Raw genomic sequence first — 23,672 nt, 5'->3', positions numbered from 1 at the left:
TTTTTGGCTGTACTATTTTAGGAGATAGTTACAATATGCTTAAATTTATCTAAATAAACGATTAATTGATAGAAAAGATCGATATGACATATTTTCCCTATTCATTAATAATTATTTTCCAATTCTATGTTCCATAGATTGGAAAAGCAATTTGATAATTTAACGTATAATTAAAATGTAATGCGTTGGTATAAAAGCTATCGGATTTTTATTCAGATAAAGTTAGCATTATTGAGAACTTATTAAGGTGTATCGAAAATAAGACTTTTTGCCACATTCATTATATTGCTAGTGGTAATCAACAAGGAAAAAACCACTATTTTATTCCGCAAAAAGTAATTGCAATGAATCATGCCTTATATGTTTATGGCGCAATTTCAAATAACGTTGCGACAGAATTAAAACACAGTACTTGTTTGGCAATCCACCGAATAAAAAAATTAGATTTTATTAACCAAAAAGTTGCTATATCAGTACCAGATCACATTCAAAATAAAACTACGTTTGGTTTACCGGAACATGAACCTCGTACTTTTTCAATTCAATTTACCAAATCAGCGGCTGGTTATGTCAAAGAAAGAATTTGGTGCGATGAACAGAAAATTGAAGAAATCGAAAATGGCGAAATTATTCTTACTATCACCACATCTAGTGAACGTGAGTTAAACGCATGGGTTAGGGGGTTTGGAGAGCAAGCAAAAATGATCACATCTTAAGTTTGTTGTAACACAAACATAATATATTTTTAATTAACATAAATTTAACGAGGAAATAACAATGGCATTACCTTTTATTATTGCAGGTGCAGCTGCAGTCGCTGCAGCAGTTGGTGGCAAAAAAGCATACGATGGTTATCAACTAAAATCAGAAGCTGATGAAATCTTAGAAAGAACCAAAAGCCGATATAACAAGCGAAAAGATGAACTGGATGTATTAAACAAAGTTTCAGAACAGAAATTAGAGCGATTAGGTACATTAGAACTTAATATTGGTAAATCATTTGGTGAATTTAAAAAAATTTCTGACGAATTATTAAAACAATTAAAACGAAAAGACAATAAAGATCTTAAGTTATCTATTCCTAAAGTTAAGATAGATAAAATTGAAGAATATTCTTTTTCTACAGTGGAGTTTTTAGGTACGGTTGCAGCGTCTGGTGCAGCGGGAGCAGCTGCAAGTTTTGCTGTATATAGCGGAGTGATGGCTTTTGCAGCTGCTTCAACAGGAACACCTATTGCCGCTTTATCAGGCGTAGCTGCATATAATGCCACTATGGCTGCTATCGGTGGAGGATCACTTGCGGCGGGTGGTTGGGGAATGGCAGGTGGTGCGATGGTTTTAGGTGCTGCTGCAATTGCACCAATGATTGCTATTGCTGGTTTTGCGTATGCAAATCACGCTGAAAAATTATTAAAAAATGCAGAAAAATCAAGACTTGAAGTTGATAAAGCAATAACAAAAATGAATTTAATTGATAAATATTTATCTAATACAAATAATTATGTAGATAAAATTTATATGTCGTTAGAAAAAATTAATCGGACCTTTAATGAATACTTTTCTGCATTAAAAGAGATACATGAAAAGATAGTAGTGCTAGGCGGCTGGCAAGCAATTAGTGATATGACGGAAAAGAGTCTAAGAATTATTAATAACGGTTATTTATTGGCTGCTATTATGACCGATATTATTACAACTCCACTTTTTAAAATTAAAAAAGTATCTGAAAATGGTATTATTGAAGTCGAAAAAGATAGTGATGGATTTAATGTTCTTAATCAAGAAGAATTAGATAATGTATTAATTAACAAAGAAAAAGAATATAAAGATTTTACTCAGGAAATGTAATGATAAAAGCCAAGAATACCTGGCTTTTGTTTTATTGATTATATTAACGAGGAATAAAAATAATGATGAAACAGGAAATTAATTGGAGCGAAGAGTTACATAATACTGTTGTCAAATCTTTGGTGACTTCATTTGGGTTAGATTTTTTATTATTTAAGGATAATGTAGGTGGAGATGTTGATACTGTTCATAATGCACGACAAAACATTTACGCAACTGATAGTGAAAGAATAAGAAAAGAGCAACAACCAAAATATGATTCACATGAATATCATTCTTATGCCAATTATATTGAGACAAATCGACAAGGAAAAATCGCTCATCAAGCAAATACTTTAAAAGATGCTTACACAGGGGAAATATTTGCTCAACATGATAAAAAAAATTTAGATCATGTTATTGCTGCAAATGAAATACATCACGATCAAGGCCGAATATTAGCAGAATTATCAGGAACTGACCTTGCTAATGACAGTAGTAATTTATATTTCACCAATGAAACATTAAATAAATCTAAAAAAGCAAGTTCAATGTCTGACTTTGTCAGTAAACTTCAAAATGAACTTACTCAAACCCGTCAAGAAATAGCTATATTAAAACAGAAAAAATTGTTAACAGATCAAGAAAAAAAGTCATTAGAAAAGTTAGAAAATAAAGAAAAAGCAAACTTCAATAAGATGCTTGAAATAGACAAAAAAGCACGGGCTAAATACGAGAGAACTGTCAATATAGCCTATTATACTAGCAGTAAGTTTGCTAAAGATGTCGCTTATCAATCAACACTTTCTGGTTTTAAAATGGGAACAAGACAGATGCTAGGGCTTATCCTTGCCGAAGCATGGTTTGAACTACGAGATCAATTCCCTTCTATTTATGTAAATAATAAATATAACTTTTCTATAAAAAATTTTTTAAATGATATTAGCGATGTATTTAATGCTATATGGGAACGAATAAAATTAAAATTTAAAGATTTTTTTAATTCTTTCAAAGATGGCGCTGTTAGTGGTGCGCTATCGAGTGTAACCACTACTGTTACCAATATATTTTTCACTACGCAAAAAATGCTTGGAAAAATGATTCGGGAAATGTGGGGGCATATTACTACAGCTATAAAATTAATCTTTTGCAACCCTAATGCATTGACTTTAAGTGAATTAGCTAAAGAAGTGAGCAAAATTATTAGTGCAGGAATTTCCGTTGTTTGTGGTACTGCTATTTATAGCATATGTTCACAATTATTTGCTTTTCCATTTGGCACTGAGTTATCTGCATTTTGTAGCGCACTAGCGACTGGTATTTTAACATTAGCATTTAATCACTATCTAGATAAAGGAGCTCTTCCTCAAAAAATTTGGGCATTTTTGGATAAATTTAAGGATAAATACGAAAGAACACTCGATTTTTTTAGAGCTTTAAATATTGAGTTAGATAATTATTTAAAAGAATTGGCAAGGCTAGAGTTCAATATGGATACACAACAATTAGCGTCGTTTACATTGCATCTTACCTCGACCAATAATGAACTAGAACGCAGCTTTCTGTTAAAAGAAGAAGTCACTCGCCGAGGAATTAAATTACCATTTGAAGCTGGCAATTTAGAATCAGTGCATTCATGGGTAAAATCATTATGAGTCATACCTCCCCATTTCCTTGCTATCAATGTGGAGCTTGTTGTTGCAATGTTAATCGCTCGCAAGAAACGCAATTTCTTGATAGTGGTAATGGGGTATGTCGTTATTATGACCATCAAACAAAATTATGCACCATTTATGAGACAAGGCCAGATATTTGTTGTGTAGATAAACAATATCAGCTCAATTATAAAGATAAATATAGTTGGGCAGAGTTTATCGAGATAAATACTATTGCATGCAAAATATTAAATTCGAAATAACAAATGAATTAGTGATAACAAAATTAGATCTGAAAATATTTTTTCTAATTCCGTATTAAGGAAACTCTTATTGTTATAGTGTTGTGATTATCAATAATTAATAAGGAGAGTATTAATGGCTATTTATAGAGATGATTCAGATCTAGTATTTTTAAAACAATGCAGTAACATCCTAGGCACACTCTGGAATTATTATATTCTTTTTATTTGTTTAGCTGTAGGAATTACTCGAGTTGTTTACAGTATTTTTTCTAGTTATTATAAAGAAAGTAATCATTTCTTACACTTTAAACATAAATCCACCTTGCCTAAATTTGCTATTTTAGCTTTTATTGCGTTTATTTTGTGAACAGATTTTATTTGCCATAAACATCTGATACTATTTAATCAATGCTATCTAATAGCCTATCACGATTTGTCATTTCGTTGAGATTACTTATGAATTTTAAAAAATAAGGTGTTATATGAAAAATATAAGCAGGAAATGGATTGTTATTGCAGTTGTTATTATTGCTATTATTTTTATTTTATGGCAACAATTGAAGACAGATGGATATGGTTCGAATTTTGCTAGTGGTAATGGACGCATTGAAGCAACCGAAATTAATATTTCAGCTAAATTAGCTGGTAGAATTGAAAAAATTAATGTTGATGAAGGCGATTTTGTTAAAGCTGGCCAACCACTTGTGGTTATGCAGACTGACACCTTACAGGCACAATTAAACGAAGCACAAGCGCAATATGGGCAAGCAATCAGTAATGAGGCTAGTGCTCAATCACAAGTTGAATTAAAAATGAGCGATAAAGTCGCCGCTCAAGCCGACGTAAGTCAACGTGAAAGTGACTTAGATATTGCATCTAAACATTTACAGAGAACTACTGCGCTTTATCAGAAAGGTGCATTGTCCATCCAACAATTTGATGATGATACCGCTAAATTTAATAGTGCTAAAGCAGCGTTAGATTCAGCAAAATCTCAAGTTACAGCGGCAGATGCTGCCATTGCTGTTGCTCAGGCTGGTGTTGATAGTGCTAAAGCTGCTATTAATGTTGCCAGCGCTAATATAAGGCAAATTCAAGCTGATATCGATGATAGTACTTTAATAGCGCCTGTTGATGGTCGTATTCAATATCGCATTGCTCAGTTAGGTGAAGTTTTGCCGTCGGGCGGTAAAGTACTAAATTTAGTTAATTTGTATGATGTTTATTTAACTTTCTTTTTACCTGAAACTGTCGCGGGTAAGGTGGCTATTGGTGATGAAGTCAGACTTATTTTAGATGCGTTACCAGATAAAGCGATTTCAGCTAAAATTTCGTTTGTTTCAAGCGTTGCCCAATTTACGCCAAAAACCGTTGAAACAAAAGATGAACGTCAAAAATTGATGTTTAGAGTTAAAGCACAATTAAGCCCTGAATTATTAAAATGTTATATTACTCAAGTTAAAACAGGTTTACCTGGCGTGGCTTGGGTTAAACTTGATCCTAAAACGCCATGGCCAGCTGGCTTATCTGATATTGCAAAATGTCCAACCGAATAATTGGAGATAGCAGATGTCAGATTCAGACAATAAGAATTTAGTTTTATTAAACCAAGCTAAATCCATTGATGATGCAGTGGCAAAAGTAAGTAATGTCACACTGTATTACAAAAAAAACTGTGCGCTCAATAATATTAGTTTAGCCATTCCACCGCGATGCATGGTGGGTTTTATTGGGCCTGATGGTGTGGGAAAATCGAGTTTATTATCGCTGATTGCTGGTGCACATGTTATTCAAGAAGGCTTAGTGTATGTTTTAGATGGTGATATGAAAGACAAATCACACCGCAAAAACGTCTGTACACGTATTGCCTATATGCCGCAAGGATTAGGCAAAAATCTTTATCCTACTTTATCTGTTGAAGAAAATTTGCAATTTTTTGCTCGTTTGTTTGGTAATGATGCGGCTGAGCGTCGTTGCCGTATTGATGAATTAACGCGTAGTACTGGATTATATCCATTTTTATCTAGACCAGCAGGGCGACTGTCCGGTGGTATGAAACAAAAAGTTAGCTTATGTTCGGCGTTAATCCACGATCCTGATTTGTTAATTCTTGATGAACCCACAACGGGGGTCGATCCGCTCTCAAGAGCCCAATTTTGGCAGTTAATTAATAAAATTCGTATACAACGACCACAAATGAGTGTGGTTGTGGCAACTGCCTACATGGATGAAGCCCAAAACTTTGATTGGTTGGTTGCGATGTATGGCGGTAAAATTCTTGAAACTGGCACACCAAAATCATTACTAGCTAAAACAGGAAAAAATAATTTAGATGATGCATTTATTCAGCTCATGCCAGAAAGCGCTAGACAAGGTTATCAAACTGTCGAAATTCCACCTTTAGATCTTAATAAAGATTTGCAAACAGCCATAGAAGCAAAAGATTTAACTAAACAGTTTGGTAATTTTATTGCAGTTGATCATGTTAATTTTTCAATTAAACAAGGTGAAATATTTGGTTTTTTAGGCTCAAATGGCTGTGGTAAATCAACCACCATGAAAATGTTAACGGGTTTATTACCGATTTCATCAGGTGAGGCATGGTTATTTGGTAAACCGGTTGATGCCAGTGATATTAATGTTAGGCGTCATTTAGGATATATGTCTCAAGCATTTTCTTTATATAGTGAGTTAACAGTCAAACAAAATTTAGTTCTACATGCGCGTCTGTTTGGTATTGAAGAAAGTAAAATTTCCGCTCGCGTTGAAGAATTACTGAAACGTTTTGGTTTAGAACAAGACGCACAAAATCTGCCCGATAGTTTACCTTTAGGGGTAAAGCAACGGCTTTCATTGTCAGTTGCCGTTGTGCATAATCCGCAAATTCTTATCCTTGATGAACCAACATCAGGCGTTGACCCCATTGCTCGCGATGATTTTTGGCGTTTAATTATCGAACTTTCTAGAAAAGATAAAGTAACGGTATTTATCACAACTCACTTTATGAATGAGGCCGCAAGATGCGATCGAATTTCATTAATGCATGCGGGTAAAGTATTAGCAAGTGATACGCCAGATAACATTATCAGCTCCAAAAATGCTAAAACATTAGAGGTGGCCTTTATTCGTTATCTTGTTGATGCAGGGGCTGATGATAGTAATGCAGAAGAACGCTCTGTTGAACCGCCAAAAGAAATACTCAATCAAGCAACAAAAACACTACCAAATCATCACCTTCAAGGATTTAATTTTACCCGTATGATAGGTTGTCTATGGCGTGAGACTCTTGAATTATCTCGTGATCCTTTGCGAGCATTATTAGCATTATTAGGCTCAGCAATTTTAATGTTGGTTATGGGATATGGCATTACGATGGATGTTGAAGATCTGCGTTTTGCTGTGCTTGATCGCGATCAAAGTGTAATCAGCCAAAATTATACTCTAAATTTGTCGGGCTCTAAACGTTATTTTATTGAAAGGGCACCTATCACTGATTATAACGATATGGATGCGCGGTTGCGCAGTAATGACATTGCTTTAGCGATTGAAATTCCACCAAATTTTGGTCGTGACATACAACGAGGCGATCCTGTTGATATTGCTATTTGGATTGATGGGGCAATGCCGTTACGTGCCGAAACAATCAAAGGCTATGTGCAAGGCATGCATCTTGCTTGGTTAAGTGAAAAAGTAAAAGAAGTAACAGGAAAATCCTCAACTAGCTTGGCAAATATAGAAACAAGATATCGTTATAATCCTGATATTAAAAGCTTACCTTCCATGGTACCGGCGGTAATACCTATTTTATTATTAATGATTCCATCAATGCTGGCAGCTTTATCGGTCGTGCGTGAAAAAGAGATGGGTTCGATTATTAATTTATATGTAACACCAGTAACTAAAGCTGAATTTTTGCTAGGCAAACAAGTACCTTATATCATTATTTCTATGTTTAGCTTTTTATTATTGTTATTTATGGCAATCACCATTTTTGCTGTGCCTGTAAAAGGAAGCTTGTTTACTTTGTGCCTAGCAGCATTTGCTTACTGCATTATTTCAACGGGTTTTGGCTTGTTGGCTTCGACTGTCACCCGTAGCCAAATTGCCGTTATCTTTTTAACTTGCGTAGGGACAATGTTACCAGCAATTCAATTTTCAGGATTGCTCAACCCTGTCGCATCTCTAGAAGGCGGTGGCCGTTATATTGGCGAGGTTTATCCAACAACGCATATGCTAATTATTGCTCGTGGTGTGTTTAATAAAGCGCTTGGTTTTATCGATCTGCATAATTCAATATTTGCTTTATTGATCACAATCCCTATTGTATTGGGTGCCAGTATTTTTCTCCTTAAAAAGCAAGAGGGATAGATATTATGCAAAGTTTAATTAATATTTATCGCTTAGGGATTAAAGAGTTATGGGGGTTATTGCGTGATCCTATCATGTTGCTATTAATTGCCTATTGCTTTACCTTTGATATTTATATTGCTGCAACGGCAACTTCTGACTCGTTACATCATGCCTCGATTGCCGTTGTTGACGAAGATAACTCACCCTTATCAAGACAAATTATTACAGCCTTTTATCCGCCAATGTTTAATACTCCTGTTAAATTATATTCAATGGATGATGTCGATCGTGGCATGGATACAGATAATTATACGTTTGCTTTAAATATTCCGCCTAATTTTCAGCGTGATGTGCTAAATAATCAAAATCCAGAAATTCAACTCAATATTGATGCAACAAGGATGGGGCAAGCGTTTGTCGGAAATGGTTATATAACACAAATTATTACTGGTGAAGTGACTGAATATGTCAACCGTTACAGTAAGGTAACAAATTTGCCAGTTAATATACAAGTGCATACTGCTTTTAACCCTAATTTAACGCGATCTTGGTTTGGTTCGGTCATGGAAATTATCAATATTGTGACAACATTATCTATTATCTTAACTGGTGCTGCTTTAATGAAAGAGCGTGAACATGGTACGATTGACCATCTTCTTGCCATGCCTGTTACCCCTTTTGAAATTATGATATCCAAAGTATGGTCAATGGGACTTGTGGTATTAATATCAACTTGGGTAGCGTTGTTACTTGTTGTTCATAGTTGGCTAAATGTACCAATTGCAGGTTCGGTAGCTTTATTTTTGATTGGTGCAGCGCTACATCTTTTTGTGACAACGTCACTTGGTATCTTTATGGCAACCGTAGCAAAATCTACTGCGCAATTCGCAATGTTACTTATTTTAATTTTGTTACCATTACAAATGCTATCAGGGGGGAGTACTCCGCGCGAAAGTATGCCTGAAATTGTGCAGAATATTATGATGTTTGCCCCAACAACGCATTTTGTTGAATTAGGACAGGCAATATTGTATCGAGGTGCTGGCTTAAGTGTGGTCTGGACTTCGTTTGCATGGTTATTGGCAATTGGTACCGTTTTCTTTTTAATTGCTTTAAGGCGTTTTCGTAGTTCAATTGTGAATATGGGATCATAGCATTTATATAATTTGGTACATCAGTGTATGATGCGATTTTTTAGCCAACAACAACTATTAATTGTTCTTGTAAATATTGGCACAACACCGCTTACCCATTTATAATGAAAAAAGAAACTCTATTCTAGCTATTGAATAATAGCGCTTAATTACTATTTGGGCAAAATGGTGTTTATCGATAAAAATAAAAAGCTAAATAAGCTTTTTAAGCTAAAATTAGTTTAAATGGGATTACACATTTTACAATGTGGCATAAATGATTTACATTATGTTAATTATTAATTGACTATTAATAAGCAAATTTTTATATATTGTTTTCTCTTTTTATCTTCATTATATAAATATCAGCAAAATATCTTTATAGCAGTAATTTGATATAAAAAAATTAAATCAATTAATTAAATTTGATTTTAGTAGTTTTTATAGCAAATAAAATATGACGAAAACTGTTATTTAAAGAATTTTAGTGCAATATTAATTTTTACCATACTTTAACATTTGTTATTTTTTTTTACTTATTTGTTGTTTTTTAAAGAAATAAATTGCTATTTTTAGTAAATATCGAGCCAAATTTTCGTGTTTTTTTGTTTTTTTAAGACAGTCGAAAGATCTTGGTTGACACAAGGTCTATAAGAATCAGTATAATGCTTTCAAGTTACTATATTTTCATTGAAATATAACAAAAGGTTCCTACATTAATAATGTCTTTTATTAAGCATACTAAATGTGAAATAGCATTTAATAATAACAATTTACAACAAAAAGAACGCTGTTTTGCATGTAATAAAATATATGCGATTTTGTAATCACTTATTTTAGCTAGGTATATAAATATAATCTCTAATCTGAAGTTACCGGCCATTACCGAATTTGTCTTTTAAGTAATATTATTTTAGGAGTTTTAAAAAAATGAATCTAATCTGGTCAGCAGTTGGACAAGTTGTTAGTTCTTGTCTTCCGGTTTTTTTGTTAATTTTTCTTGGTTGGTTCTGTGTACAACAAGGAATTTTTTCGAAGGATTCTAAAAAATTATTATCTGGACTGGTATCAAACTTTGTCTTTCCTGCATTGCTTTTTGTGCATACTTCTCATGCTAAACCGTCGCAAATATTTAATGGTATTTGGATGATTGCCTTTTTCTGCACTATGTCATTTTTATGGATAATTTGCTTTTTAACCAATAAATACATTTTGCATAAAGAGTTAAAATCAACAGCAATGAATGCAATGCTTTGCTGCTTTCCCAATATGGGCGGAATGGGGGTGCCTTTTTTAACGTTGATGCTTGGGGCAGCATCTACCATTTCGGTCGCGATTGCTAATTTTGTTGTCGCATTATCATTGATTCCAATGACAATCTTCTTATTAGAACTCTGTGATACTAAATTATCTGGCGGTAAAGTCACCGGCGATATGATCTTTAGTGCAGTAAAAAACTCGCTCATGAAACCGATGTTTTTAGCTGTGATTTTAGGGCTAATTGTTAGTGTCACCGATGGAACTCAATGGTTACCTCATTTTGTATTTAACACTTTTGATATTATGTCAAATGCCTGTAACTTTATTTCGCTTATTGCGGTCGGTGTTGGTATTCATGGGGTTAAATTGAAATTATCTAAACCATTAATGGTCAATATTGTATTGAAAAGTTTTATTACGCCAATTGTTGCACTTATTGCCGTATATTTATTTGGTATCACAGGGATGGAGGCTGAAGAGCTAGTATTCCTATTGGCAATGCCAACGGCATCAACAGCAGTTATTTTGGCTTATAATTGGAATGTTGAGCAAGAACAAGCATCAAGCATTTTCTTTGCATCAACGGTCCTATCTATCTTTATTTTACCAACTTTATTACTTATTATGGATTTCACCATTCCTGGTGTTGCTTAATAAATAAAAACTAGGTATTGATGCCCTCGTTTAGTTTTAAATGAGGGCATTTTATTACTTATTACACATTTCTTGTAAGCGACTTTCCCTTAATTGCAATACAACCTCAGAATAAACCTATCCTATTGTTATAACAAAATACAGCCTTATTTCTTATAAAAAATCGGTCAGAAAAAGGCATTGATTTTATTGGTTTTTTTTGTAATGGTGGGGGATGATTGTATAAAACACCAATGTTATCAACTGATTTTATTAGTAAAATCATAAATGAACACTTTAAGTACTATTGATAGCACTAAGAACATAGCAAATTATTTAAGATAATAATTTGAAAGAAATAAATTGTCGTTTTTTTTATAAGAGTTAATTAGCTTTTTCGTTCTTTCAATCATTTCTTTACGAACATATTCAGGCTCTAAACAAATACATTGATGCCCAAAACTCATCAAAATACCATAACTATAATCATCGTCAATAAAGTTAAAATCCACAATATATTGTTTATCGTTTAATTTATGAAGATCTTGTTCATCGCAGTAATCTAAAATACGTTCTAAAATGGAATTATCTATTAATAATTTTATTTTAAAGACTCTTTTTTCCATGTCTTTTTCGAATGAAGAAAGTGCATCAGGCGTGGTTTGTTTTATAAATTTGGTATTCGTTATTTTTATGTTAGACATTTTAGACAGTTTAAATAGCCGAAAATCATTTCTACTTAAACAAAAAGCCTGCAAGTACCACTCTTTTTCTTTGAAAACGAGTTTATATGATTCAATTAGACGAGAATCTTGTTTATTTTTCAGTTTTATATACTCACAAGATAAACGCAATTGTTTATTTATTGCCTCCTTGATGATCGATATTTTATTATTAATATTCTGTTTAGAAAGCCAAGGCGATAAATCAACAGTTAGTTGGCTTAGATCATTTCTTACTTGATCGAGATCGTGTTTTGATAAAAGACTTTTGATCTTTTCTAGCGTTCTCACATTTTCATCTTCATTTAAAATTGGTGAGGATAATAAGTTCAGGCCTTTTAATAATACAATGACATCTTCTTTAGTGAATAAACCTTTACTAATTTTATAATTTTTTAAAATACTTATTCCACCAGCACTTCCTTGATACGTAATAATGGGTATACCAGCTCCCTCAATAACTTGTATATCTCGATAAATAGTCCGCAATGATACATTTAATTTTTCTGCTAATTCTTTACCGCTTATTTTTTCTCTTTGAAGCAATACCATGATGATAGTAATTATACGATTAATTTTCATGCTTTATGTTTACAAAATAATTTATATTAAATTTTAAATATGACATACAGTTGTCAGCAATGCTACATCATAATATAGATAACCAAAATTAAGTAAATTAAATTTTATCACCAAAAGGAAACAAAAAATGTTTAAACCTAATAGCGTTATTGTTTATGTCAAAGATGTCGATACTAGTACAGAATTTTACACAAAAATACTAGGACGCCCACCTGTTGAAACTTATCCTGGTTTCGCTGTATTTTTATTGAATGATAATTTTATTTTGGGGCTACAAGGGGCTGATGAAATAACTCCAAAGGCACCCAATCATTATGGTGGTTTTGAGTTGTCATTTAGTGATGTAACAAAAAATGATGTAGATGAGATTTATTCGACATGGAAGAAACTAAACGTCAAAATTGAACTTGAACCCCAAATGCTCGATTTCGGATACACATTTGTAGGAAATGATCCCGATGGTCATCGTCTTCGGGTTTGTGCTACCGACACTTCAAAGTTTGAATAAAACATTATATGAAGAAATTAAAACAATGGGCTTTTATTTGTAAATACCCCATAGTTAGTACAAAATAGACGTAGAAAATCATGCTGCTTGTTTTAGTGTTTTATACTCAATCGGTGTCATATTATTTAGTGCTTCATGAGGTCTTTCGGTGTTATAACTGGTTAGCCATTCTTCGGTCATTCACCTTGCTTGCTCTAGGTTGTTAAAAAGATACAAATCTAACACTTCAGTTCAATAAGTCCGGTTAAATCGTTCAATGTAATCATTTTGATATGGGCTACTGGGCTCAATATAATCAAGAGTGATACCGTGTGATTTTGCCCCGTTGGAAAAGACTCTTCCAGTAAATTCCTGTCCATTATCTACTCGTATTTTGTTGAGTATAAAACCCTAAGACAAGCAGGATTATTTTTTACTTGAATCTTGTACTAAGTTTGGGGTATTTACATTAAAGTTCTTCGTTTCTTATTGTTATATATCATATTGTATATACTCAAACACAGTTTATTTTATTATATGTAATATATTAAATTAAATAATATCCAATTAGGGGAAATAAGGGGGATTAATTGTTAATTTGTATAACTTTCTTGGAGAAAATACCTATTCGTTAATTTATAAAACATCTAAGAACTGTCTAGTTAATCAGTATGTTAATGCTAAGCTAATAATAATTTTGTTTAATGTTTTATTTGTAACAACATATACTCATCTTTTTGTCTAATCCACTATGCACTTTAAATATCAGCAAACCGTAATTAAGGGCTGCACTCAAATTTATTAAATCTAAAATCATTGATACTAAATTTAAATGAAAATTTTTTGAATCCTTTTTTAATTTGGCTAGCTCTTTATTAGTGAGATTAATCTTTAACCATAAAAAAGAGAGGTAGATGATGAATTTTAAAAAAAATGTCCCTAGTTTTGAACGTGTATGTAGAGTTTTTATTGGCACGTGTATTGCTTGCTTGGGTTTTCTTTTTGCACCAACTAATTTAGTTATGTGGATAGCCATAGCAGTAGGATGTGTTTTAGCTTGTACTGGCGTTACGGGTTTTTGCCTTATGTGTTTTATCGCGAAAAGAAAAATAGATTAAATCATTAATTGTAGTTTTCCTTGAAGTTCGGTACTCATAAAAACTATTTACTTCAAGGAAGCTAAAGACTGTACTCAGATTTATTGCACTTAAATTCATTAAAATTAAATGAATTTTTTTTGAATTCTTTTTTAGTTTTATATGCACTTTATGTAAGCAGGTTTGCAACTTACATTTAAATGTGAATGGAAAACCATTTTCTTCGATTAAATTGCATACTAAACATAATAACTTTGGAGGCGAAAATATGTTTAAAAGTTCTTCTGTTGTAGTTCATTTGTTACGAGGGTGTCTAGGATTTGTTTTTTTAGGTCTAGCCATCTATTTGTTTATTCAAGGTACTCTGTTAACTGTAGTGTTAGGGGGGGTTTCTGCTATTTGCGGATTTGTGGTATTGCGAGGATGCCCTGCTTGCTGGGTTATAGGTCTCATTCTTACTATTTATAGTTCAGGTAAAACTTGTGAACCATGCGCAAAAAAAGATAAATAGTTTATATGCATATGTGAGGTGGTCGTAGATTGCATAGTTTTGACCCGAAATTTACTAGTTCTAATAGCTCTTAAAACAGAACTATGCACCCTATGTTTATCTAGAAGAATGAAAGCCATAACATGGTGATAGAGGTTAGATAAGATGTCGCAAGAAGATGAAAAAAATTATCTTCAAATAATATTCGTAAAAATTTGAAGAAATATATTTTGGGTGTGGGATTTATGATTGGTTGTATTGTACTAGTTCGAATGGTTTGGCATGGTTATTTTTTCGAAGAGACAAATAATGCTTATGTTCATGGGAATGTAAGTATTGTGCCCACTAGAGTACCTGAAATTATAACTGATGTTCTAGTACTTGATAATCATAAAGTAAGAAAAGGCGATTTATTAGCTATTTTAGGGGATAGTTACAATCGTTGTCATATTTTATGAGAGAGGTTATTCTTCATAAAGAATTATGATGTTATTACCTACTTTCGATAGTAAAAAATTGATGGCATTATATAATAGATATAATTACTAGTTATTGATATATATCTTATAGTTATCATATTTTTAACACTTAAATATTACAGATTTTTATATTCTATTTAAAAAAATATAAAATATTTGAATCCTTTTTATAGAATTAAATCTCTTCTATGTAGATAAATAAGGAGTGTTTATGAATAAAATTGATGAAAATCTTATCGTATTGGCTCGTTCTGGTGACCAAGTAGCTTTACTAAAATTACTTGAAATATGTCAACCAGATCTAAATCGTTTTTCAAGAAAAGTTTGTTCTAATGCTGAGGATGCTGAAGATGCAGTGCAGGTTGCTCTTTGGATTTTATATAAAAAAATAGAGGTCTTACGTACAATCTCTGCATTGTCATCATGGTTGTTTCGTATCATCGAACGAGAATGTTATCGAATTTTTAGGTCAAATAAAAAAAATTTTCATATGGCTCCAAATGAGGTAGAACAATTATATGAAGCTAATTATATTAGTAGCTCAGAACAATCAGTCTTAAAAATTGACTTGAGTAGAGCAATAATTTCTCTTCCGGGCACTTATCGAACTGTCTTAATTCTAAGAGATATTAATGAATTAACAGCTCCAGAGGTGGCCGATATTCTTGGACTAAGCATTGAAGCAGTGAAAAGTAGACTTCATAGAGCTAGAAATATTGTACGGAAAAAATTGGAACTTAGTGGCCATTTTTCCTGAATATAATATTTAAGTGTCAGGATTTATAGTTTTTATAATTTTATAGGATTACTAATGAACACTATGAATATTAAACTAGATAATACTACTTATCGAGGAATAAAAATATAGGCGACTAAATCAGTAGGTTAGTCAAAGTTACTAAAGAAACTTATATAGCTCCTAGTATTAGTTTTGTACCAGATAACATTTCGCACAAAATTTTTATTCCTGGGTCTGGGTTAAATGGTCAACCCTATTGTTTTCTCGTTGATATACAAACTTCAAAAGTAAGGGTAAAGCGTAAACAGCGCATTCCTCCACGATGCCCGGAAAGGTTATTAGTACCCAATAAACAAGGTGAATGTTGGTCAATGGATTTTATGAGTGACAGTAGTGGTAATCAACGTCGCTTTAGGACATTCAATGTCCTCGATGACTTTAATCGTGAGGCGCTAGGCATTGATATTGCAGTAAGCTTACCGGCAGGGAGAATTACTCGTTACTTAGATAAACTGGCTGAATATCATGGTTATCCAGTTATAACACCGAAAGACCTTATGAAGCATTAAATAATATGACGCCGATTGAATATAAAACACTAAAACAAGTAGTATTATTTTCTACTTGAATCTTGTACTAAGTTTGGGGTATTTACACTGTCATTATCATCATTGATACTAATTCTAAAGAAGATTCCTTAATTAATGGGAACATTCTTCCTCTTCAACAACAATATGCTAAACAAGCAGATTATTGTACTAATAATAGTTAATATAGCTAATGTAAAATTGAAGGCACTATGATAACTCGTAATGATATCATTAAGCATAATTGGCTGAATATTTGTAGCAACATTAGATAGTGGCGCGGTGAGATTTCCACTAGCTACTGAATTTATCCAGTCTTCTATTACATCGATTGATGAATTATATTTTATTAATAAATCTGGTAAAATACCATTAAGATTAGCTGTTAATAATGAACCATATAATACAACTGCTATGGCTTCACTACCTAAACGTAATGTATTCAATAAGCCAGCTGCCATACCTGTATGATGAGGTTCAACACAGCTTAACGCTAGTCCATCAACAAGTCCTGCTGTTAGTCCCATTCCAGCACCGATCATAAATAATGCAAAACCGATTAGGTATAGCGGTCCATCAACACCACCAACTAAAAATAATAAAATTCCGCCAAAAATCATTAAAATAAGGCTAACAAATATAATAGATATTGCGGAGACTCCAGATGAAACAATTTTTCCTGCCAGTAAAGGGCAGAATAATACGGGAACAGTTAATGTGATCATGATAATGCCAGCATAAGAAGGGCTGAACTGCATAACGCCAATTAAATAACTTGGATAATAGGTAAGTAAAGTAACAAAGCTGAAACTAGCAACAACAGGAACGAGAATCAAACCTACATATTTTTTATTTTTTAATAGCGTTAGATTTAACACTGGATTAGTGATCGATTTTTCATACATTACAAATATAACACCCGAAAGAAAGCTTACACCCAACAATATTAATGTTTTTATATTTAACCATCCCCATTGGGCACTTTCACTAATTGAAAACATTAATAGAAACAAAGCTATGGTGAAAATTATTGACCCAATTTTATCAAATGGATGTTGAAGTCTAGTAAGATTATCTTTTGTTATAGTTGGTGTCATTAGTATTACTACAGCCAAGACAGCGGTATGTAATATAAAAATAGCTCGCCAGTTGAATAAGTCTAACAAAAAACCTGATATTGTTGGGCCAAATGTAATACCTATGCCCGCTGTTGTTCCAAAAAATGCGAATGCTTTAGTTCTCTTCTCTCCATCAAAAGTTTTGATTAGTATGGCACTTCCACATGAGAATATAGCAGCACCACCCACACCGGCCAAACCTCGAGCTATATCAAGCATTAAAGGAGTAATGGACATAGCGGATAATAAGGAAGCAACCGTATAGATAGTTGCACCTACTATAAATGATTTTTTATGACCAAAATTATCTGCGAATGATCCCCATAACAAAGTAAAACAAGCAAAGGTTAAATTAAAACTATTAACAACCCATTGTAGTGCAGTTAAATTAGCAGAGAGATCAGCACCTATAAATGGTAGTGCAATCGCGGTTCCTGAGATAGATGTTGGTACTACAAATACAGCAAGCAATATGGATATTAATACAATGGCTGTTTTGGGATTGTCAATTTTTTTATTCATTTGTAAGTTCTCTAGTTAAATATTTTACAACTCGCGACAGGTAATGTGTTAGGGCGTCTTAAAACAATTCCCTCATCCCATGATATATCTTTAATAAATTTTTGGTCTAAGCTCAAATCGGGCTACAATGTGAGTAGTATTTTAATAACGGTACAAATTTCTAATCTAGCGAACTCTTGTCCCATACAGTTTTGCATCCCGTATCCAAGCTAAAAATAAATTTAGTTGAGTAAGGTATGTTATAAAAATGATGAGTAATACAAATTGATACTTGACGGAATACTTCTAACAATAGAGTTGCATCATAATATCCATTTTCTACATCATTAAAGTACATGTGAGTTCTTGGTAGTTGAGCAGCAATAACGTAGCTATTGTTAGACAATTGCTTCATGTCAGTGAGAAATACTTCATTGATAGCTATTCTATGAACTAGTTGTTTTTTAATTGTTTGACAATTTTCTAAGAGGATAGAGTTTTTTTTGTCAACAGAGGCGAGATTCATATTTATTCCCTTATTATTGTAAGTAATAAACTAAATAGTTTATGTTTTATTGATAATCTTGTAGTATGCTCAGCGGGTTGTATTTTACTTACACACAAGGTTTGAAATTTATCGAACCTTCTATTAATATTACATTTTTATCTAAATGTCAATTTTTTAAGCATTTAAATAAGAAAAAGAACTTATGAGAAAAAATGAATTTAATTAAAATATTTAAAGCATTAAGTGATCCAGCTCGTTTATGGATTATTCAAAGTTTAATACAAGATGCCCCTGGAGCTGAGAGGCATTGCACATCATTTGGGTTGCAATTAACAAAAGCTACTCGTTCACATCATTTCAAAATTTTAAGAGAGGCTGGACTCATATCTCAGGTAGATCGGGGGAATTGCTCTCTGGCAACTTTAAGAAGAAAAGAAATTGAAAAAGATTTTCCAGGCTTACTTGAGCTGATTTCTACTAAATGGAAACCCTCTGAAAAATTGTAGGAAGTATTTTCTCTAATATTTAAAAAAAGATTAAATTCACTTCCGCTATCCGCTCATTAAGTGACTTACCCACCGTGACTGATAAGCGCACCTTGTATGGGGTGATTACTGAGTTTAGTCAGTTATCGGTCAATATACCGGAGTTAATGAAACAGCCGCAGAAAATCACTTACAACGGCAATTTGATGTGGGTGATAAAAAGCAAATTGTTGTCGCGGATTTAACCTATATTCGAGTTAACCAACGTTGGAATTATTTATGTGTTTTAGTGAATTGATCCGATAGGCAGATTGTCGGTTATCATGTTGGTAAACATAAAACGGCAGAGCTTGTCATGTCGGCATTAAGTCAAATTAAACAACCATTATCGAGATTGAATTTATTTCATTCAGACCGAGGGTAAGAGTTTGATAATCGGTTGTTAGAGGCGTGTTTTAAGACATTTAATATCACGCATTCATTAAGCAAGAAAGGGTGTCCTTATGACAATGCAGTAGCGGAAGCGACATTTAAAACAATTAAAACCGAGTTTGTAAAAGGCCAACGTTTCAACTCAACAGCTGAGTTATAACGCGCTTTTTCGACTTATGCCTATTGGTATAATCAGAAACGATTACATTCTTCGTTAGGCTACTTGCCTCCCGTCGAATTAAAAAAACATTTACCCCCTTCATTTTTTGTTTGAAAATGTGTTGCCATTCCATTATTTATACTCTAAATATTAATTCCAAAGAAGTTGCTTCAACATCATTCGTGCGGTTTATCCCTATGTGCATAGGGAACAGTCCTGATAAAGCTAAGGAAATCGTCACAGGTGCGGTTTATCCCTATGTGCATAGGGAACAGACCAATTATAACATTTTGTTTTATAATTAAAATATTTTAGTTTAAATTTCTACCAACTTTTTTAATTATTCTTAACATAACAATTATTTTATAAAACATTGTTTTTATTAAATTAATATTAAAAATAAAATAGAGAATATGGCGCTTTTTTTATTCTACCAATTAATCTTTAAATTTCTTATAGTTATAACATAGTTAGCAATAAAACAAGGTATTTCTTTATTAAAAAAAGCACAATTTTTGTTAAAAATATTCAGGAGTCTATACCGTTTCAACGTGAAATTATTTTAAATTTAATGAGTTAATAAATTTTATTGATGAAGAATAATATACTATTTAATGTATTTATTCCGATAATGGACGTGAATGTCAAGGCATAAGTAAACACCTATTTGTTAAAACAGGTAATAAACTATAATATCAATCAAAAAGTTACCAAACCAGCCTGCTCACAAACGACTGGCAAAGCGGAAAGAGTGATACGAACTTTGAATTGCGATGTGGCATCATCAGCCAATATTTAGCAATTCAAAAGATAGGCAACAAAACTTAAGCGATCTATTAACTATTATAATACCGTTAAACCGCATAAAGCGATTGCAGGAAAAACGCCTTATGCGTTTTTAAAGGATTATTTGAATCATGAAGTGTAAACAACTCGGCGTTTTCTTATTGCTAAATTATTACATCCCCAAAAACTTAGAAATTGTTTAGTATGAATTGTGGGCTAATTTTTTGAGTATCACTGAATTACTCTGTTCTATCTTGGAAAGTAAAATCACATTTAAACATTGATATAACTTGTTTTATAAATTCTAATGGACTAAGACCGATTTTATATTGGAGCGGGAAACGAGACTCGAACTTTATATGTAACCTGCTGTTATTAATGCATATTATTTACGCTATATAATTTGGTGTACTAAAAAGTGTACTAAATTTATAACGCTGTGAAATAATAACAGATACAGAGTAAAAAACAATATCTCAGATAAGTCTATCTTTTTAAGATTTTCGAATTAATACCATAAAGTAACTATTGTTATAATTTTTAAAACAGGTAAAATTTAGACAAAATAGCTATTTTAGCTAGAAAGGAGAAATAAAATACCCACTAAAGTTCTAACCGCCTATGGGGTGAAAAGCCGATTTGGTGAAGCTGTGCTTAGTGCACAAGCTTCACCTGTGACTGTCACTAAAAACGGTAAGCCCGTGTTAGTGATGATATCGATGGATGAATATCAGCTATTTGAAACGATGAAAAAGAACCATGTTGATGCACAAATCAAGCTAGGCTTAAAAGATATTGAAGAGGGTAGAGCAATTGATGCCGATACCTTCTTTAAGAATCTGTTAAAGGACTAATCGTGCTACCAATCAAAATTACTCAACATGCAGCCAAACAGCTAAAACATATTTATGAGTATTCCATAAAAAATTGGAGCCAAGAGAAAGCAAAAGAGTATATTTCCAATTTGCATAAAGCTATCTCTTTGCTTGTTCAGTCGCCAAGTATTGCCATGCAATATGAAAAGGATATTTGCTATTTTCCCAGTCAAAGTCATATTATTTATTTTATTCAAGACAACAAGAAAATGATCGTTTTGACCGTGTTACATAAATCTTGTTTACCTAGTAATGATCCGATATTACAAAAATAATCAATACAGTTAAGCAGCGTCCGCTATTTTAAAATATTTTGTTAAACTCAATTTATCTGTTATCTTTATTACCGTTTTTTAAAACGCTGAGGTACTTCGATTAAATCCAGTAAAATATGTATACAATCACAATAAGCGCAATAGGTAAGAAAAAATTTTGATAGGTTAATTCGCCTTTTTTGCAAATAGTAGAATATATGCGATTATATAAAAAGCCTGTATTATCAACTAATTTTTTTAGTAAAATAATCGATAAATACTTTAAGTTTCATTGAATTTTTATATGTTGAAGGATAAAGAAAACAAAACTCCCAAGTATTTCCTTTATTATACTCAGACAAAATTTCAACTAATTCTTTTCTCTTTAACTCTTCTTGTACAGAGAAACTAAAAAGTTGAACTATACCACCATCGTTTAAGGCTAAAAATTTAGTCGCTTGAATACTATCAAAGATTTGTATTTGGCTATTTTCAATATTGTCTTTACATATATTTTTATTCAAAAATGCCCATTGAAATCGTTTATTATTTTGACTAGAGCTAAAATTGATACATTTATGATTTATTAGCTCATCTGGACAAACAATCATGCCATTTTTTGTAAGATAATTTGGGCTAGCATATAATCCAGTTGTAGCGACAAACAAATTTTTTTTAATTAGAAATGCTTCTAGTCTTGTATTTTCTTGTATTAGCCTAACTGAGAGATCATATTCTTCAGCAACGAAGTCAATATTTCTATTAGTTACATGAAAATCAAGTTTTAAATTAGGATATTCTTCGGAAAAATTAGCTAGATAAGGAGATATTTTATAGTTAAAAAAGGTCTCTGGTACGCTTATTTTTAATTTACCCTCTATTGTATTTTTTTCAGTTTTGATAGAGTGTCCAGCATTAATTAGCATATCTAGTATTTCAGAGCATTTTTTATAATAGATACGCCCTTCCTGAGTCAGTTTGACTTGGCGTGTACTACGTGAAAACAAATCAAATCCGATTCTTTCTTCAAGTCTCTTAATAGAACGACTAACAGCAGCGGGAGTAATATTTAAGTATTCAGCAGTAACTGAAAAATTCTCATTTTCTGCTGCTACTAAAAATAACTCAAGGCTAGCGATATGCATAGTTTTAAACTGTTTTTTCATCGAATTGCCTTGATTTACGAAAAATAGCTACTATCGGAATATTTTATAATTTGGATTAATTGATCACAAGAAAAACTTCCTTGTAACCAACATAATGAATTACAAAGAATGTAAATACAATAGCTTATGCTACAAATTGCATCTTTCCGCCACCAAAAGACCAATTTACAGGCTCATTCTCTATTAAGCAAATAGCGACATCATCTATAGATATATCTAGTTGCTGAGATATTTGTTCCGCTATTTTGTAATACAATTGTAATTTACTTTGCTGTGTTCGCCCCTTATTCATTGTAATTTTGATAAAAATAAAGTTATTGCTATAACTAATATCCCAAAGTTGCTCGGGAGTGAGCTATATACAGTATCGGCGATGATTTTTCTTTTAGATTCAAAATTGTTATTTGTATAATAAATATCGATTAATGGCATATGTAATTCCTTATACTATTTTTTTAAAATAAAAAATAATTGTTGCTCTTGATAAACTGGGTTATTAATTTGATGCTTTTCTATGAGGTGTATATGATCTACCAGATGGTGTTTTAAGCTCAAAGCCACCGTAAACATCAATTTATATTGTTCTTTAAGTTGTCTTTCAATATCTTGAAATTGACCTACAATAAATGAAAACTCATTCATGGCATCTGTGTTTCTAAGCATATAATTCTTGTATAGTACTAAATCAGCTATACATATCTCGTCAGATGTAAATGTTTCATATTTTTGCATCTCTCTAACCCTGTATTACGATCTATCTCAGCAATATGATGAATAGAAGTAACAACAAATAATATATTTTTCATCGAAGTGTTCCTTGTTTTAAAGTTAATGAATTTATTAATTTTATTAAGTGGGTTTTTTATTTCTTATTTTTAATTGATCTCATGAAAATATTATTAAGAATTAGTGCAATAATAGTGATTATCGCTCCTATAATTTCGGTATATGAAATGGTATGGCCTTGATAGATGCAAATAATAAAAGAAATGACAGGTACTAAATTTACAAAAAGAATACCATTGATAGCACCAAGACCATTGATACCAGCATTCCAAGTAATGATTACTAATGTTGTGGTAACAAGCACAAAAATATCAA

At 32.2% G+C, this 23,672-nt stretch carries 24 protein-coding genes and 2 pseudogenes; 18 read left to right on the top strand and 8 right to left on the bottom strand.

All coding sequences use genetic code 11. From position 1 onward, the window contains the following. Positions 1-344: 344 nt before the first annotated feature. From BQ5209_RS00135 to BQ5209_RS00095, 9 genes are all read left to right on the top strand, one after another. Entirely contained in the window at positions 345-716 is a 372-nt protein-coding gene (locus BQ5209_RS00135; RefSeq protein ID WP_442345839.1) for a WCX domain-containing protein, read from the top strand. A 61-nt stretch (positions 717-777) separates the two neighbouring features. Next, the gene (locus BQ5209_RS00130) at positions 778-1,848 is read left to right on the top strand and encodes a chemotaxis protein (RefSeq protein ID WP_085246557.1); all 1,071 of its coding nucleotides are present in this window, start codon (positions 778-780) and stop codon (positions 1,846-1,848) included. 62 nt (positions 1,849-1,910) lie between these two features. Then, on the top strand, positions 1,911-3,482 hold the full coding sequence (locus BQ5209_RS00125; RefSeq protein WP_085246556.1) for a cobalamin adenosyltransferase: 1,572 nt from the start codon (positions 1,911-1,913) through the stop codon (positions 3,480-3,482). Then, entirely contained in the window at positions 3,479-3,745 is a 267-nt protein-coding gene (locus BQ5209_RS10960) for a YkgJ family cysteine cluster protein (protein ID WP_085246596.1), read from the top strand. Before BQ5209_RS00125 ends, BQ5209_RS10960 begins: the two co-directional genes overlap by 4 nt. 115 nt (positions 3,746-3,860) lie before the next feature. Continuing rightward, a complete protein-coding gene (locus BQ5209_RS00115) occupies positions 3,861-4,094 on the top strand; it encodes a hypothetical protein (protein ID WP_085246555.1) in 234 nt (77 codons plus the stop codon). Positions 4,095-4,209: 115 nt separating this feature from the next. Continuing rightward, complete coding sequence (locus BQ5209_RS00110) at positions 4,210-5,283, top strand: HlyD family secretion protein (RefSeq protein WP_085246554.1); 1,074 nt, start codon at positions 4,210-4,212, stop codon at positions 5,281-5,283. A 13-nt stretch (positions 5,284-5,296) separates the two neighbouring features. Next, on the top strand, positions 5,297-8,095 hold the full coding sequence (gene rbbA / locus BQ5209_RS00105; protein ID WP_085246553.1) for a ribosome-associated ATPase/putative transporter RbbA: 2,799 nt from the start codon (positions 5,297-5,299) through the stop codon (positions 8,093-8,095). A 5-nt stretch (positions 8,096-8,100) separates the two neighbouring features. Continuing rightward, on the top strand, positions 8,101-9,231 hold the full coding sequence (locus BQ5209_RS00100; RefSeq protein WP_085246552.1) for an ABC transporter permease: 1,131 nt from the start codon (positions 8,101-8,103) through the stop codon (positions 9,229-9,231). Between the two features lie 909 nt (positions 9,232-10,140). Further along, entirely contained in the window at positions 10,141-11,124 is a 984-nt protein-coding gene (locus BQ5209_RS00095) for an AEC family transporter (RefSeq protein ID WP_085246551.1), read from the top strand. Positions 11,125-11,435: 311 nt separating this feature from the next. Here BQ5209_RS00095 and BQ5209_RS00090 read toward each other — a convergent pair whose 3' ends face one another. Continuing rightward, positions 11,436-12,407 (bottom strand): helix-turn-helix transcriptional regulator, encoded by a 972-nt coding sequence (locus tag BQ5209_RS00090; RefSeq protein ID WP_085246550.1) that lies wholly within the window; start codon positions 12,405-12,407, stop codon positions 11,436-11,438. Positions 12,408-12,534: 127 nt separating this feature from the next. On the opposite strand from BQ5209_RS00090, the gene BQ5209_RS00085 reads away from it, so the two are divergent. After that, positions 12,535-12,915 (top strand): VOC family protein, encoded by a 381-nt coding sequence (locus BQ5209_RS00085; protein ID WP_085246549.1) that lies wholly within the window; start codon positions 12,535-12,537, stop codon positions 12,913-12,915. Between the two features lie 78 nt (positions 12,916-12,993). Here the strand turns inward: BQ5209_RS00085 and BQ5209_RS10860 are convergent. Then, positions 12,994-13,221: pseudogene (locus BQ5209_RS10860) on the bottom strand (integrase core domain-containing protein). 587 nt (positions 13,222-13,808) lie between these two features. On the opposite strand from BQ5209_RS10860, the gene BQ5209_RS10955 reads away from it, so the two are divergent. The 5 genes from BQ5209_RS10955 to BQ5209_RS00050 all read left to right on the top strand — a co-directional run bounded on the left by BQ5209_RS10955 (position 13,809) and on the right by BQ5209_RS00050 (position 16,268). Then, complete coding sequence (locus tag BQ5209_RS10955; protein ID WP_085246547.1) at positions 13,809-14,012, top strand: YgaP family membrane protein; 204 nt, start codon at positions 13,809-13,811, stop codon at positions 14,010-14,012. A gap of 247 nt (positions 14,013-14,259) precedes the next feature. Then, the gene (locus BQ5209_RS00065) at positions 14,260-14,502 is read left to right on the top strand and encodes a hypothetical protein (RefSeq protein WP_085246546.1); all 243 of its coding nucleotides are present in this window, start codon (positions 14,260-14,262) and stop codon (positions 14,500-14,502) included. Positions 14,503-14,726: 224 nt separating this feature from the next. Then, positions 14,727-14,939, top strand: a complete 213-nt coding sequence (locus tag BQ5209_RS00060; protein ID WP_085246545.1) for a hypothetical protein — start codon at positions 14,727-14,729, stop codon at positions 14,937-14,939. A gap of 232 nt (positions 14,940-15,171) precedes the next feature. Next, positions 15,172-15,717 (top strand): RNA polymerase sigma factor, encoded by a 546-nt coding sequence (locus tag BQ5209_RS00055; RefSeq protein ID WP_085246544.1) that lies wholly within the window; start codon positions 15,172-15,174, stop codon positions 15,715-15,717. A gap of 362 nt (positions 15,718-16,079) precedes the next feature. Further along, on the top strand, positions 16,080-16,268 hold the full coding sequence (locus BQ5209_RS00050) for a hypothetical protein (protein ID WP_143421810.1): 189 nt from the start codon (positions 16,080-16,082) through the stop codon (positions 16,266-16,268). 128 nt (positions 16,269-16,396) lie between these two features. Here BQ5209_RS00050 and BQ5209_RS00045 read toward each other — a convergent pair whose 3' ends face one another. Both BQ5209_RS00045 and BQ5209_RS00040 read right to left on the bottom strand, forming a co-directional pair. After that, entirely contained in the window at positions 16,397-17,926 is a 1,530-nt protein-coding gene (locus tag BQ5209_RS00045) for an MFS transporter (RefSeq protein ID WP_085246542.1), read from the bottom strand. Between the two features lie 160 nt (positions 17,927-18,086). Continuing rightward, the gene (locus tag BQ5209_RS00040; RefSeq protein ID WP_085246541.1) at positions 18,087-18,431 is read right to left on the bottom strand and encodes an AfsA-related hotdog domain-containing protein; all 345 of its coding nucleotides are present in this window, start codon (positions 18,429-18,431) and stop codon (positions 18,087-18,089) included. A gap of 194 nt (positions 18,432-18,625) precedes the next feature. Between BQ5209_RS00040 and BQ5209_RS00035 the strand changes: the two genes are divergently transcribed. The 3 genes from BQ5209_RS00035 (at position 18,626) to BQ5209_RS00025 (ending at position 21,426) form a co-directional block, all read left to right on the top strand. Next, on the top strand, positions 18,626-18,919 hold the full coding sequence (locus tag BQ5209_RS00035; protein WP_085246540.1) for an ArsR/SmtB family transcription factor: 294 nt from the start codon (positions 18,626-18,628) through the stop codon (positions 18,917-18,919). A gap of 1,983 nt (positions 18,920-20,902) precedes the next feature. Then, positions 20,903-21,130 carry a type II toxin-antitoxin system prevent-host-death family antitoxin gene (locus tag BQ5209_RS00030; protein ID WP_167370281.1) on the top strand — a complete coding sequence of 76 codons (228 nt, stop codon included), beginning with the start codon at positions 20,903-20,905 and terminating at the stop codon, positions 21,128-21,130. 2 nt (positions 21,131-21,132) lie between these two features. Then, positions 21,133-21,426: a type II toxin-antitoxin system RelE/ParE family toxin gene (locus BQ5209_RS00025; RefSeq protein WP_167370280.1), complete on the top strand. Its 294-nt coding sequence runs from the start codon at positions 21,133-21,135 to the stop codon at positions 21,424-21,426. Between the two features lie 224 nt (positions 21,427-21,650). Here BQ5209_RS00025 and BQ5209_RS00020 read toward each other — a convergent pair whose 3' ends face one another. From BQ5209_RS00020 to BQ5209_RS10670, 4 genes and pseudogenes are all read right to left on the bottom strand, one after another. Next, positions 21,651-22,571, bottom strand: coding sequence for a LysR family transcriptional regulator (locus BQ5209_RS00020; RefSeq protein WP_085246537.1), 921 nt, complete (start codon positions 22,569-22,571; stop codon positions 21,651-21,653). A gap of 124 nt (positions 22,572-22,695) precedes the next feature. Further along, positions 22,696-22,902, bottom strand: coding sequence for a tautomerase family protein (locus BQ5209_RS10945; RefSeq protein ID WP_370737814.1), 207 nt, complete (start codon positions 22,900-22,902; stop codon positions 22,696-22,698). A gap of 116 nt (positions 22,903-23,018) precedes the next feature. Continuing rightward, entirely contained in the window at positions 23,019-23,303 is a 285-nt protein-coding gene (locus BQ5209_RS00010; RefSeq protein WP_085246535.1) for a hypothetical protein, read from the bottom strand. 130 nt (positions 23,304-23,433) lie between these two features. Then, positions 23,434-23,672: pseudogene (locus BQ5209_RS10670) on the bottom strand (DMT family transporter); the annotation flags it as partial.

The organism is Gilliamella mensalis (assembly GCF_900103085.1).
GTDB lineage: Bacteria > Pseudomonadota > Gammaproteobacteria > Enterobacterales > Orbaceae > Gilliamella > Gilliamella mensalis.
Note: the sequence above shows the minus strand (reverse complement) of the source record. Positions and strands in the feature narration are given on the sequence as shown.

Excerpts from the sequence above, each read along its gene's own strand:
- BQ5209_RS00125 (WP_085246556.1), top strand. The coding sequence starts at position 1,911 with ATGATGAAACAGGAAATTAATTGGAGCGAAGAGTTACATAATACTGTT.
- BQ5209_RS00045 (WP_085246542.1), bottom strand. The coding sequence starts at position 17,926 with ATGAATAAAAAAATTGACAATCCCAAAACAGCCATTGTATTAATATCC.
- BQ5209_RS00130 (WP_085246557.1), top strand. The coding sequence starts at position 778 with ATGGCATTACCTTTTATTATTGCAGGTGCAGCTGCAGTCGCTGCAGCA.
- BQ5209_RS00020 (WP_085246537.1), bottom strand. The coding sequence starts at position 22,571 with ATGAAAAAACAGTTTAAAACTATGCATATCGCTAGCCTTGAGTTATTT.
- BQ5209_RS00100 (WP_085246552.1), top strand. The coding sequence starts at position 8,101 with ATGCAAAGTTTAATTAATATTTATCGCTTAGGGATTAAAGAGTTATGG.
- rbbA (WP_085246553.1), top strand. The coding sequence starts at position 5,297 with ATGTCAGATTCAGACAATAAGAATTTAGTTTTATTAAACCAAGCTAAA.
- BQ5209_RS00135 (WP_442345839.1), top strand. The coding sequence starts at position 345 with ATGAATCATGCCTTATATGTTTATGGCGCAATTTCAAATAACGTTGCG.
- BQ5209_RS00115 (WP_085246555.1), top strand. The coding sequence starts at position 3,861 with ATGGCTATTTATAGAGATGATTCAGATCTAGTATTTTTAAAACAATGC.
- BQ5209_RS00010 (WP_085246535.1), bottom strand. The coding sequence starts at position 23,303 with ATGCAAAAATATGAAACATTTACATCTGACGAGATATGTATAGCTGAT.
- BQ5209_RS00055 (WP_085246544.1), top strand. The coding sequence starts at position 15,172 with ATGAATAAAATTGATGAAAATCTTATCGTATTGGCTCGTTCTGGTGAC.
- BQ5209_RS00095 (WP_085246551.1), top strand. The coding sequence starts at position 10,141 with ATGAATCTAATCTGGTCAGCAGTTGGACAAGTTGTTAGTTCTTGTCTT.
- BQ5209_RS00085 (WP_085246549.1), top strand. The coding sequence starts at position 12,535 with ATGTTTAAACCTAATAGCGTTATTGTTTATGTCAAAGATGTCGATACT.
- BQ5209_RS00065 (WP_085246546.1), top strand. The coding sequence starts at position 14,260 with ATGTTTAAAAGTTCTTCTGTTGTAGTTCATTTGTTACGAGGGTGTCTA.
- BQ5209_RS00050 (WP_143421810.1), top strand. The coding sequence starts at position 16,080 with ATGAGTGACAGTAGTGGTAATCAACGTCGCTTTAGGACATTCAATGTC.
- BQ5209_RS00040 (WP_085246541.1), bottom strand. The coding sequence starts at position 18,431 with ATGAATCTCGCCTCTGTTGACAAAAAAAACTCTATCCTCTTAGAAAAT.
- BQ5209_RS10955 (WP_085246547.1), top strand. The coding sequence starts at position 13,809 with ATGATGAATTTTAAAAAAAATGTCCCTAGTTTTGAACGTGTATGTAGA.
- BQ5209_RS00035 (WP_085246540.1), top strand. The coding sequence starts at position 18,626 with ATGAATTTAATTAAAATATTTAAAGCATTAAGTGATCCAGCTCGTTTA.
- BQ5209_RS00090 (WP_085246550.1), bottom strand. The coding sequence starts at position 12,407 with ATGAAAATTAATCGTATAATTACTATCATCATGGTATTGCTTCAAAGA.
- BQ5209_RS10960 (WP_085246596.1), top strand. The coding sequence starts at position 3,479 with ATGAGTCATACCTCCCCATTTCCTTGCTATCAATGTGGAGCTTGTTGT.
- BQ5209_RS00110 (WP_085246554.1), top strand. The coding sequence starts at position 4,210 with ATGAAAAATATAAGCAGGAAATGGATTGTTATTGCAGTTGTTATTATT.
- BQ5209_RS00060 (WP_085246545.1), top strand. The coding sequence starts at position 14,727 with ATGATTGGTTGTATTGTACTAGTTCGAATGGTTTGGCATGGTTATTTT.